This is a genomic window from Lentzea californiensis (genome assembly GCF_024648825.1).
Classification (GTDB): Bacteria; Actinomycetota; Actinomycetes; order Mycobacteriales; family Pseudonocardiaceae; genus Lentzea; species Lentzea californiensis.
Window position 1 is genome coordinate 1 of record NZ_JANBBE010000028.1, and the last position, 12,021, is coordinate 12,021.

Annotated in this window: 12 protein-coding genes and 1 pseudogene; 8 read left to right on the top strand and 5 right to left on the bottom strand. The window is 68.2% G+C overall.

What is annotated here, in order from left to right; all coding sequences use genetic code 11:
• A partial coding sequence (locus tag LX88_RS43260; protein WP_258953538.1) for a fasciclin domain-containing protein occupies positions 1–407 on the bottom strand: 407 nt, incomplete at its 3' end.
• A gap of 243 nt (positions 408–650) precedes the next feature.
• Here LX88_RS43260 and LX88_RS43265 point away from each other — a divergent pair.
• From LX88_RS43265 to LX88_RS43300, 8 genes are all read left to right on the top strand, one after another.
• Positions 651–1,115: a peroxiredoxin gene (locus LX88_RS43265; RefSeq protein WP_258953539.1), complete on the top strand. Its 465-nt coding sequence runs from the start codon at positions 651–653 to the stop codon at positions 1,113–1,115.
• 93 nt (positions 1,116–1,208) lie between these two features.
• Positions 1,209–1,919, top strand: coding sequence for a DUF998 domain-containing protein (locus LX88_RS43270; protein WP_258953540.1), 711 nt, complete (start codon positions 1,209–1,211; stop codon positions 1,917–1,919).
• A gap of 59 nt (positions 1,920–1,978) precedes the next feature.
• On the top strand, positions 1,979–2,833 hold the full coding sequence (locus tag LX88_RS43275) for a tetratricopeptide repeat protein (protein ID WP_258953541.1): 855 nt from the start codon (positions 1,979–1,981) through the stop codon (positions 2,831–2,833).
• A 388-nt stretch (positions 2,834–3,221) separates the two neighbouring features.
• Positions 3,222–4,244 (top strand): pectate lyase family protein, encoded by a 1,023-nt coding sequence (locus LX88_RS43280; RefSeq protein WP_258953542.1) that lies wholly within the window; start codon positions 3,222–3,224, stop codon positions 4,242–4,244.
• A gap of 13 nt (positions 4,245–4,257) precedes the next feature.
• Positions 4,258–5,217 (top strand): pectate lyase family protein, encoded by a 960-nt coding sequence (locus tag LX88_RS43285; RefSeq protein WP_258953543.1) that lies wholly within the window; start codon positions 4,258–4,260, stop codon positions 5,215–5,217.
• A gap of 19 nt (positions 5,218–5,236) precedes the next feature.
• Positions 5,237–6,229 (top strand): pectate lyase family protein, encoded by a 993-nt coding sequence (locus LX88_RS43290; RefSeq protein ID WP_258953544.1) that lies wholly within the window; start codon positions 5,237–5,239, stop codon positions 6,227–6,229.
• Positions 6,226–7,218, top strand: a complete 993-nt coding sequence (locus tag LX88_RS43295) for a pectate lyase family protein (RefSeq protein ID WP_258953545.1) — start codon at positions 6,226–6,228, stop codon at positions 7,216–7,218. The genes LX88_RS43290 and LX88_RS43295 overlap by 4 nt, the downstream gene beginning before the upstream one ends.
• A 139-nt stretch (positions 7,219–7,357) precedes the next feature.
• On the top strand, positions 7,358–7,834 hold the full coding sequence (locus LX88_RS43300; protein WP_258953549.1) for a DUF5980 family protein: 477 nt from the start codon (positions 7,358–7,360) through the stop codon (positions 7,832–7,834).
• 19 nt (positions 7,835–7,853) lie between these two features.
• On the opposite strand, the gene LX88_RS43305 is transcribed toward LX88_RS43300, so the two are convergent.
• The 4 genes and pseudogenes from LX88_RS43305 to LX88_RS44830 all read right to left on the bottom strand — a co-directional run.
• Complete coding sequence (locus tag LX88_RS43305; RefSeq protein WP_258953546.1) at positions 7,854–9,602, bottom strand: hypothetical protein; 1,749 nt, start codon at positions 9,600–9,602, stop codon at positions 7,854–7,856.
• Between the two features lie 143 nt (positions 9,603–9,745).
• Positions 9,746–10,801, bottom strand: a complete 1,056-nt coding sequence (locus tag LX88_RS43310) for a PLL family lectin (RefSeq protein WP_258953547.1) — start codon at positions 10,799–10,801, stop codon at positions 9,746–9,748.
• 153 nt (positions 10,802–10,954) lie between these two features.
• On the bottom strand, positions 10,955–11,860 hold the full coding sequence (locus tag LX88_RS44510) for an AAA family ATPase (RefSeq protein ID WP_258953548.1): 906 nt from the start codon (positions 11,858–11,860) through the stop codon (positions 10,955–10,957).
• A 62-nt stretch (positions 11,861–11,922) separates the two neighbouring features.
• A pseudogene (locus LX88_RS44830) lies at positions 11,923–12,021 on the bottom strand (IS982 family transposase); the annotation flags it as partial.

Sequence of the window (12,021 nt, forward strand, 5' to 3'; positions counted from 1 at the left end):
GCGTCGATCTTCGCGAACGCCGAGTCGACCGGCGCGAAGACCGTGAACTCGGCGCCGTTGAGCGTCGAGACCAGGTTCACCTTCGGGTTCAGCTTGCCCGACACCGCGCTCACGAGCGTGGTGAGCAGCGGGTTGTTGCTCGCGGCGACGGCGACCGGGTCGGCGGCCATGCCCCACACCGAGCCGGCACCGGACGGAACCTGCTTCGCGTAGTCGGCACAACCAGAACCGACGAGGCCCGCAGCCGGGTCGGCCATCGCGGCCGACGACGGCGCGGCCGACGTGGCGGAGGCCGGAGCGGTGCTGGAGCCGCTGGCGGCCATGTCGCCCGAACCGCACGCCGCGCCGAACAGGGCGAGCGAGGCGGCGCCGATGGCCAGGACGGTGTTGCGGACGGTCTTGTTCATGACGGGACATCTCCATGTGGTGAGCGGATCAGGTGTTGCTCGTGATTCGCCACCCCTCGGGCAACGGATGGGTCTGGTTATCGACCTGTTACCGACCAGACCGCCCCTCGCACGTGACCAGGGCAAACGATCGACCGGCAGCCCACAGTCCACAGTCGACGATCAACTCGGCGCACTCCCCCACGCACCAGGCACTTCTGCCATGTGGGCAATCCATGCTGCCGGTGACGCCGAATACCTGCCATGCAACGAGGAGACATCGCCCCGGACTTCACCCTGCCCGACGACAGCGGCGAGCCCCGCACGCTGTCCAGCTTCCTGGCTTCCGGCCCGGTCGTGCTGTTCTTCTACCCGGCCGCCATGACCGGCGGCTGCACCGCGGAGAGCTGCCACTTCCGCGACCTCGCGGAGGAGTTCGCCGAAGTCGGCGGGAACCGGATCGGCATCAGTCCCGACGCTGTGGCAGCACAGCGGCGGTTCTCCGCCACACATGGCTTCGACTACCCGCTGTTGTCCGATGTGGACGGTTTGGTGGCGAAGCAGTTCGGTGCCTGGCGCCGCTTCAGCCCGCTGCACGCGAAGAGGCGCACCTTCGTCATCGACACCGACCGCGTGGTCCTCGCCGTGATCAAAAGCGAGCTGAAGTTCACCGTCCACGCCGACGAGGCGCTCACGGTCCTGCGAGAACGCGCGGCCAAGTACGCCTAGCCGCAGGGATGCCCGCCGAGCGTCAGATCCACCGGCCGGGCAGAGTTCTGTCGAGGACACCGGCCGGGTGACCGGTGCGGCTGAGGAGTGAGAGTGGCGCGACCGAGCGAGCTGCGGCGAGAACCGCCGATGACCGCGGCGGTGCTGTGGGCGTTGGGAAGTACCTGGTACCTGATCTCGGAGGCCGTCGCGGCGTCGGCATTCCCGAACTACAGCTATTCGCACGACTACATCAGCGATCTCGGCGCCGTGCGAGAGGACCCCCTCGACGAGCGGCGGATCGACTCACCCCTGGCGGAGGTCATGAACCTCGGCTTCCTGCACCAGGGCCTGTTCTTCCTGCTCGGTGCGGTGTTCCTGGCCCGGGCCCTACCCGCGGGCCGGGGGCGTCCGGCCTTCCTGGTGCTGGCAGTCGTGCACGCGGCCGGCAACGGCCTGGTCGCCACCTTCCACAGCGGTCACGCTGACGACGTTTCCGCAGCCCTGCATCCCGTCGGAGCGGTGATGGCCATCCTCGGCGGCAACCTCGCAACCATCACCGCAGCTCTCCTGCTCCGCGACCACGCCGGAACCCGGATCGCGGGCTTCACGTTGAGCGGCATCGGCCTCACCTCACTGCTCGCACTCGGCTTCGCCACCACCTCCGGAACATCCCTGCTGTTCGACGTCGGCACGTGGGAACGCGGCTCCGTCTACGCGATCACCACCTGGCAGCTCGTCGCTGCGACGGTCGTCCTCACCACCAGATGCTCGCGGACCGGCGAGGTTCCCGTTCTCGATCGACAGGCCGAGATCCGCAGGTGAACCGGGGAACCCGTCCATCCGCATGTGGGCTAGCCTTCGCACAGATTGAAGGTGACCTGATGAGTGAGCCTGTCTTAGGCCCATTGAGCCGTCACGGCTCTGAGATGCTCGACAACAGCACGGACCAGGCGCCGCACGAGCGGGCGATCGAAGTGCTCGAACAGGCTGTCGCGGCGGGCGAACCCGCTGCCGCCCGGTTGCTGGCGCGCGGATACCTCGACCAGGGCCGGCTGATCGAGGCGCAGGAGCTGCTGGATCCCCTGGTCGCGGCGGGACGTGACGATCTCGCGGACGTGCTGGCCGACGTGCTCGCCGACCTCGACCTGTCCCAGGACGCGGAGCGCGCGTACCTGATGGCCGTGGCCTCGGGTGACAGCAAGGCGATGAACAACTTCGCGTTGTTCCTGGCCGAGCAGGGCCGCTTCGACGAGGCGGTGGGAATGTTCGAGCGTGCGGTCGAGCTGGGCGACACGCTGGCGCCGGCGAATCTGGCCCGTACGCATCTGCACGACCGGAGTGACGTCGTCAGCGCGCTCGCCGTGGCCGAGCAGCACCTCGACACGGCCCGGCCGACGACCTACTGCGCGCTCGCGGAGGTGTACGCCGAGCTCGGACGCCTGGACGAAGCCGAACAGTTGCTGCGCACGGCCATCGACTTGGATGCACAACAGGCGCACATCGACTACGCCAAGTTCCTGCACAGTCGCCGGAACGACCTGGCGGCCGCCGAGCGCGAGTACCGGCTGGCCGAGGAGATCGGCGAGCCCGCCGCCGGCTACCACCTCGGTGCGTTCCTGCTCGAGCGCGGCGACGACGATGACGCCGCCGACGTGCTCGAACGTGCCGCCTCGTGGGGCGACATCGACGCACGACGGCTGCTCGACACCGAGTTCGAGCTCGTCACCGATCCGTGAAGGTCCGACGGACAACGCTGACATCGACCTGACCTCCGGCCACGTCCACAGAGTCGCATCCTCCAGCGCTTGCCGCCTCCGCCGCTTTCACGGCGCGGTCGCGGCATCGCGCTGCGGACGAGCCTGCTCGGCATCTGACGTGAACCCGGCGCCGCCCACTCCAGTCGAATTCATTCGACACTATTCTTCGCAGCATCGAATTAATCGGCCGAAAGGACTACGCGGCCACCACTGAAAAGCAATCGGCGAGACCACGTATGTGAACCGGTTCTCATATGTGACGCGGCGTTGACACGCCGGAAACACAAGTCTTATGGTCCGAATCAGGAAAGCGATTTCTCAACCCCGCCGCCGTACCCCGAGACGCATTCCCGAAAGGACCACCCAAATGTGGACGCACGTCGGGTACGAACGCGCCCTCGCACGGGTCGCGGTGGTGGTGGCCGTGGTGGCCGCCGCGGTCGGGACACCGCCCGCCACGGCGGCCGGGCCCGCCGCCGACGGGTTCGCCGGGGTGACCGCGCTGGGGCAGGGCGGAACCACCGGCGGGGCCGGGGGCGCGGTGGTCACCGCTACGACGACCGCGCAATTCCTCGACTACATCGCTCGGCCAGAACCACTGGTGGTGCAGGTCCGCGGCACGATCACGCTGCCCACCGGCACCAGCGACGGGATGCACGACGTCGCTTCCGACAAGACGATCGTCGGCCTCGGCGGTGACGCCCGGCTGGTCGGCGGCGGGCTGAACATCGGGCTCCCGGTGGACGACGACGTGATCTCGCCGCCCGCGAACGCGGTGCACAACGTGATCATCCGTAACCTGTCGATCACCGGCGCCACCGACGACCTGATCAACGTGCAGATGTTCAGCCACCACATCTGGATCGACCACAACGACTTCTCCAACGGTGACGACGGAGCCGTCGACATCAAACGCGGATCCGATTTCATCACCGTTTCCTGGAACAGGTTCCACGACCACGACAAGACGTTGTTGCTCGGGCACGACGACGACAACTCTGCGCAGGACGCAGGACGCCTCAGGGTGACCTACCACCACAACTACTTCGACGGTTCCGATCAGCGCAACCCGCGAGTTCGCTTCGGCGAGTCGGTGCACGTCTACAACAACTACTACCGGGACAACAGCTACGGCGTCGCGTCGGCGATGAACGCGGGCGTGGTGCTGGAGGGCAACTACTTCTTCAGCGTCAACAACCCCGGCCGGGTCGACTTCAGTGGTGACCTCGGCCGGATGGTCGCCAGGGACAACGTCCTCGTCGAGTGCAACCACGAGATCGAGGTGCGCGGGTCCGTCGTCGAGCCGCGCACCTACTACGCCTACACACCGCACCGGGCCGTCGAGGTCCCGACCGTCGTGCCCGCAGGTGCGGGTGTCGGCCGAGTCTGAGGAGGACGGGCACATGAGCAGCATCAGCCGGCGGGCGCTCCTCGCGGGCGCCGCCGCGACCGCGCTGGCCACGACCACCAGGCCCGCGTGGGCGGCCCCGCTCGCCACTGCCGACGGCTTCGCCGGGGTGAACTCGCTCGGCCAGAACGGCACCACCGGCGGCGCGGGCGGCCCGGTCGTCACGGTGCGGGACGCGGACGCGTTCCTGGACTACTGCGACCGCAACGAGCCGTACGTCATCCAGGTCGACGGGGTGATGCGGATCAGCAGCAAGCAGGGCGTGCGGTCGAACAAGACGATCATCGGGCTGGGGTCGAACGCCGAGATCAGCGGCGGCGGCCTCGACCTGTACCGCAGGCAGAACGTGATCATCCGCAACCTCCGGTTCACCGGCGCGGACGACGACGCGATCAGCATCCAGCAGTCCTCGCACCACGTCTGGATCGACCACTGCGACCTCAGCGGCGGCGCCGACGGGCTGATCGACATCGTCCGCGGCGCCGACTACATCACCGTGTCGTGGAACCACTTCCACGACCACAGCAAGACCGCGCTGCTGGGCCACTCCGACTCCAACGCGGGCCAGGACACCGGCAAGCTCCGGGTGACGTTCCACCACAACTTCTTCGACGGCACCGCGCAACGGCACCCGAGGGTCCGCTTCGGCGAGCCGATCCACGTCTACAACAACTACTTCCGCAACAACACCCTCTACGGCGTCGCGTCGACCGAGAACGCGGGAGTCCTGGTCGAGGCCAACTACTTCGAGAACGTCCCCCACCCGATCTACTCCGGCTATGACGAGAGCGGGCCGGGGCGCGTGGTCGAGCGCGGCAACGTCTACGTCCGCTCCGGCACCCCCGAGACGCTCGGCACCGTGGTGGAGCCGCGCACTTACTACGCCTACACCCCCGACAGCGCCGCCAGCCTGCCCGGCACCGTTCCGGCGGGCGTCGGCGTCGGCCGGATCTGACAGGACGCGGAGGACCACCATGAGCCCCATCAACCGACGACGGCTGCTCGCGGGCGCGGCGCTGACCGCCTTCGCCGCCACCACTCCGCGCGCCGGGTGGGCGGACCCGGCCGCCGACGCCGTGGCCGACGGCTTCGCGGGCGTGACCGCGCTGGGCCAGAACGGGACCACCGGCGGCGCGGGCGGCCAGGCCGTCACCGTGACCACCGCGGCGGCGCTGCGGGACTACGTCGGGCGCAAGGAGCCCTACGTCATCTCGGTGTCCGGCCGCATCGAGGTCGACGGCATGCTGACCGTCGTCGCGAACAAGACGATCTTCGGGATCGGCTCCACCGCCGAGATCACCGGCGGCGGGCTGCAACTGGGCTCGACCACCCGCCCCGGCAACAACGTGATCATCCGCAACCTGCGCTTCACCGACGCCTCGGACGACTCCATCAGCGTCACCAACTCCGCGCACCACGTGTGGATCGACCACTGCGACCTGTCGCGCGGCTTCGACGGCCTGCTCGACATCAAGCGGCAGTCCGACTACGTCACGGTGTCGTGGAACCACTTCCACGACCACAGCAAGGCCGCGCTGCTGGGCCACTCCGACACCTACACCGCCGACCGCGGCAAGCTGCGCGTCACCTACCACCACAACTTCTTCGACCGCACCGACCAGCGGCACCCGCGCGTGCGGTTCGCCGAGCCCGTGCACGTCTACAACAACTACTACCGCGGCAACTCCCTCTACGGCGTCGCGTCCACAGAGGACGCCGGAGTGCTGGTCGAGGCCAACTACTTCGAGAACGTCGCCTACCCGATTTTGTCCGGCTACGACAAGAGCGGACCGGGCCGCGTCGTGGAGCGCGGCAACGTCTACGCCGGCTCCGGCACCCCGCAAACCCTCGGCACCGTCGTCGAACCCCGCACCTACTACGCCTACTCGCTCGACAACGCCGCCGACGTACCAGCGCTCGTCACCGCGGGCGCGGGCGTCGGCCGAGTCCAACGGAGGACTTCATGAGGAGGACAAGCGCTCTCGCGCTCGCCGCGGTGCTCATCGGCGGTGCCACGTCGGCGGCTACCGCGCCCGCTTCCGCCGCCGACGCCGCGCCCATCGGGTTCGCCTCGGTGGCGGCGCTCGGCCAGAACGGGACCACCGGCGGCGCCGGGGGTCCGGAGGTCACCGTCTCCTCGGCGGCCGACTTCACCGCCGCGATCAAGGCCGACGGACCACGCGTGGTCCGCGTGCAGGGCATGATCACGCTGGCGGCGGGCATGTACGACGTCTCCTCGGACAAGACCGTCATCGGCGTCGGCGCGAACTCCGGCATCACCGGCGGCGGGCTGAACATCGGCCTGCCGGTGAGCTCGGTGACCACTCCCCCGGCGAACGCCGTGCACAACGTGATCATCCGCAACCTGGTGTTCCGCAACGCCAACGACGACTCGATCAACGTGCAGATGTTCTCCCACCACGTCTGGATCGACCACAACGACCTGTCCGCGGGCAAGGACGGCCTGATCGACATCAAGCGCGGGTCCAGCTACGTGACCGTGTCGTGGAACCACACCCACCACCACACCAAGAACATGCTGCTCGGCCACGACGACGGCAACGCCGCGCAGGACACCGGCCACCTCAAGGTGACCTACCACCACAACTTCTTCGACCGGACGCCGCAACGCAACCCGCGCACCCGCTTCGGCAACCCGGTGCACGTGTTCAACAACTACTACGTCGCCAACAGCGACACGGGCGTCGCGTGCCAGAACAAGTCCGGCTGCTGGGTCGAGGGCAACTACTTCGAGAACGTCGAGGAGCCGATGACGAACAGCTACGCGGGCCCGAAGGGCAGCATCGTCGAGCGGAACAACGTCTACGTCAACAGCGGCAAACCGGTGGTGGGCGGCAGCGTGGAGGACCCGCGCGGCTACTACGCCTACACCCTGGACACGCCGTCGAACGTGAAAGCGCTGGTGACCCAGGGCGCGGGTACCGGCAAGATCTGAGCCTGCCGACGAACCCCCGGTGCTCCGCCGCGATCGCGGCGGAGCACGTTCCGGCGATTCTCAGAGAGCTCTGAGATCCGGTCGCTAGCGTGAACCGCAGCGTGTTCGTGCCTGTGTCAGGAGGGGTTCGGTGAAGGTGATGTCTCGGATCGCCAGATCGGTGCTCGTCCTGGCCTCGGTGCTCCTGCTGTCCCTGGCCGGCACATCCGTCGTCGCGTCGGCGCAGACGGCGTCGCAGACCCGGACGTGGCATCTGGAACAGTTCGACAGGACCAGCCGGATGTGCGTCCAGCACGGTCCCGACGGGAGGACCCACGCCTCCTACTTCATCTTCGTGGTGAGCGGGAAGTGGACCACCGACCTCGAGTTCGGAATGCGCGACCTGCCTCCCGGCTGGACCGCCACCGAGCACCACCTCCCGCCGGGCGCCAACTTCCACGACCCCGACGGCTCGATCACCGTCAACGGGTTCGTCGGCGTGCAAGGGTCCGCATCGGTGCCGATGGCGACCTACCACGCACACATCTGGGTGTCGGACGGGACCGTGACCGAGACCCTCCCGGCCGACATCATCGTCACCACCGAGTCCTGGGTGGACTGCATGAATCGGCGGTGAATCCCCGCCGGCTCACGGCCTACTCGGAATCGCGAGCCGTGGTCTCGAGTCCAGTCGTGCCAGCGCTTTCGTTCTTCTCGCCCGTCTCGATAGCGGGGTGGCGGCGCCGTTGGAGCTCCTCGCGTTCGGCGTCCGGGATCGTCATCGACTCGGCGAGCACGGCGGCGAGCGAGTCCACTCGAGTGTTGTCGACGTCGGCGTGGAAGAGCCAGCGGATGTTCTCGTCGCGCGTGATCAGGTCGATCGCCCACCGTGAACTGCTGTCCGGTGCGATGGGTGCTCGGACGTAGCGCACCTGGTCGACCGGGATGACCTGGTCGATCTCGGCCTGCTCGAGCAACGTGTTCGTCGTGGCCAGGATGATGCGGCGATCCGTGACCGCGACCAGCGTCCTGCCCGTGGACTTGTCCATCGCCGCCGCCAGCATCCCCATCGCGCCGCCGACGATCGCGGAAATGGCACCGTCGTCGAACGGTTCGGGGAAGCCGAGGGCACGGAGGACCTCACCGTCCTCGAAGAACCACCGCAGAACGCGGAGGTACGGCTCCGGGTCCAGCGATTCGGGTCCGCAGATGACGTCAGGGGCCTCGATCGGCGGAACCGGCGGGTGGAGAGCGTCGGCAAGGGGCTCGATCGCCTCCAGAAGCCGGGCGGAGATCTCGCGGGCCGCCTTCACGTCTCTCCGCTTCCCCGACAGCGGCCACGCGTCGGGGTCGCGGAGCTCGGCGGTGATCCGCAGCTCCCGGACCAGCGCGTCGACGAGGCTCGTCATCTCGGAAAGAGTCGAGTCGAACTCCACGCGGGTGTCGCGGGCGATGACCTCCGCGTACTGCGCCTCGGCGGTGTCTTCACGTCCGGCGGCTCTCGCCCTCGCGGCGCGAAGCGCGTGATACCCCGTCCACGCGTTGAGCGAGGACAGCAAGGCGTTGACGTCGAACGCGATGACCTCGGCGTTCGCCTGCAAGTACTCGCGGTGGCCGCGTGCGTCGGCCCGGCTGGTCCGCTTGACGTGGTCGCGGACGTTTCCTTGGTAGAGCTCGAGTTGCTTGCGCAGCAACGCTCCACTGCCCGCGACGTCGTCCCACAACGACGTCGGAACCGACTCGATCTCCCGGGCCTGCTCGACCGCGCGCTCGACAGCGGCCACGAGCCCCGTCAGTTCGGCCCACTGGTCCTTGCGGATGGTGGTGAGGACCTGGTTCGTCACCGCGAGGTTCTTCCTGACGAGGCCCGAGACCTCGTTCAACATCATCTCCAAGGCGACCATGGCCAGTGCCGGCCCTATCGAGGCCGCGATCCGTGCCTTGCTCAACGCTGTCACGGGGTAGAAGCGGGCCTGACCCAAGGTGCCGCCAGGACCTAGCACCGTTCCGAGGTATCCGCCGTCCTTGGTGGCGAGCTTCGCGCCGTTGCTCAGGAGAGCCTGTGTCTTGTCCCCGAGCCGGTAAAGTCCTTGCACGCTGGCGAAAGCATTCCCGATGTTGCCGGCAACGGTCGCCGCGTTCCCGATCGAAGCGAGGATCGCTGAGATCTGCCTGCGGTCGGCGGCCGGCACGATCCCGAAGTCGATCAGATCGAGCCTGAACTCCGCCGGAACCTCACCGGCCACGACAGCGACCCCTGGAAGCACCTCCACCAGGACCATCGACGTCGCCGAGTCGATGTCCGGGTCGGACGTCGACTCGTCCCCGGCAAGCGAGCCGGTGGCGTCTCCCCGGCCGTTCTGTTCGGGCTCGGCGTTGTCCATCGAGTCCGACGGATCCTGCATGCGATCTCCTCCTACACGCGCGCAACGACGGTTCTCCTCTGCGTCGGCCACCGCAGTCCACGGCTCAACGCCTCGCGAGCAGCCCGAATTCACCGGCGTCGAGCCTGAAACGGGTTCATGACCTGGCCCCGCTGGGACCGGCCTCAGCACTGCGACGGGATCGTCCGCCACTCCGTCCACTCACCGGACCAGGTCCGGAGCCAGAGGTCGCCATTCTTGTCGAGCCCAACGCAACACAGGTTGTTCGCGCTGGTCGTGCCGGCCGCGACATCGTCGAGTCCCGCCGGCGGCGTGTCCATTCGCGCCCATCCCGACCAGCCCTCGTGACCGCTGTACCACCGGTGCCCCAGGTCGCCGGACTTGCCGACGACGAACATCTCCTGGAAGTCAGCCGCCTTGCGGAACGAAGCGACGCACTTCGCCGGCGAACCGGGCCTTCCCCAGTTGTTCCACCTCACCCAACCCTGATCCACGTACCACCACCTCTGCCACACGGTGCCGTCTCGATCGACTGCGAAGTGCTCGAGCACGTCGTTCTTCGGGGAGCACCCCGCCACGTCGATGCAGGCCGGCAGGCCGGCGTCATGCCAGTCGGCCCACGGCTGGCCGTCCCACTTCCACGTGTGCAGCGACCGCCCGGTGTCCGTGATGCCGAACAGTTCCCGCTGCTTCGGCGTCCAGCTCGCGGCGGAGATCCGGATGATCCGCTCCGACGGTGGCGGCTGCAGAACCGCATGCCAGGCCGACAGCTTTCCGCGGTCTCGCCGTGCCATGGCCACAGCCCCGTCGGTGTCGACAGCGTAGTACTCGACCACGTCGCTGGTCGGCACGACCGCGGTGACGTCCCAGGACATCCGGTCCGCGCGGAGATCGGTCCACTTCGACCAGGTCCCGTTGTCGGCGTAGCCCGCGGTCAGGACCGCACCCGAGCGGGTCGCCACGACGACCTCCATGATCCCGTCGCCGGTGTCGACAGCGGCCACAGCACGTGCTTTGACGACGCGTGCACCCGATCGCCACCAGTGCAGCCACATGGCCGCACCCACGACGAACACGAACACACCGATGCCGAGTGGCCAGATGTTCTTCTTCGACCACGCGGGATCGATGACCGCACTGAACACGTTGGCCCCGATCGCGCCGATCAACCCGATGACGGCGGTGACGGCGACGGTCAGGTTCCGCGTTTCGGTGCGCACGACCCGTCCGTCGTGAAGCGGGGCTCGCTCGTTACGCGCCGTTCGACGTCCCGAGATGGTCTAGACCATGCCTGAAGCGACCCTCGGTGCGTCAGCCCGATCGCCACCCGCCGCGTCCGAGCAGGGCGGCAACGGGCCCGTGTCCTGACGCCGTCAGGCGGTGATGTGTCGTATGACGGCGGCAAGGGACCGCTCATGTGGTTGAACGGTGTCCACCGAGAGCGCTTCCCCTGCCCAGGAGGGAAAACTCCTCTGTCGCTGCTGCACGTCGTGCCAGTCGCCCGCGTCGTGCCAGCCGGGGATTCCGCGGCTGCGGCCTTCGAGCCTGGCGCGGTGGACCTGCGGGGCGGAGCAGTGGCACACGACCACGTGGAACTCCGCACCGGCCCGGCGGGCCAGGCTGCGCCAGCGGTCCCTGGTCGCGACCCGCTCGGTGGGATGGTCGAGGATGACGGACTGTCCGGCGACGAGTTGCCGGAGGGCGAGCGTGGTCAGCACCTCTTCGGCCATCGCGAATGGATCCTCGAAATGGCGACCGCCGAACGGGGTCAGCGCGCCGAGCAGCCAGTCGGTGGCGAAGACCGGGATCCCGAGCGCGGCGCCCGCGGCTTCGGCCAGGGTGCTCTTTCCGCTGCCGGGCACCCCGGAGAACACGACCAGCCGGGCGTCTGTGGCGGCGGAAGGCAGGTCGTGGTCGGTGAAGTCGGCCGGCAACCCCGGTGTCAGATCGGCCGGCACCAGTCCGGCAACCCACGTGGAAGCGATTCGATGCGGCCGTGCGGCCTCGACGACGCAGGAAACGACGTCAACGGTGCCGTCGTGACGACGGATCCGCGCCTGCGCGGTGGTCTCGCCGACGTCGAGACCGACCACGACGACCGGCGCGTAGTGCGCAGCTCGACCGCGGGTGACCTCGACGTACCTCTCGGGCGTGACGAAGGTGGTGAACGCAGCCGCGAGCACGTCCGGCACGTCAGCTCCCCAGCCGGGTTTCCCGTCCAGGCCGTCGAGAACCCATTCCAGCCGCGCCAGGGCGGGACTGGCCGCGAAACGGTGCACTGTTCCCCCGGACAGGTGGTTGAGGCAAGCCGATCAAGCCTAGCGACCGCGGCACCCAGTGCGGCAGCGGTCAGGGCAAGGACGCGTTGGGCGATGCGGGCGGTGACGCCGTCGATGGTGCGGCCGCCATGCAGCTCCAGATCGAGCTGGCCTTTGAGCGT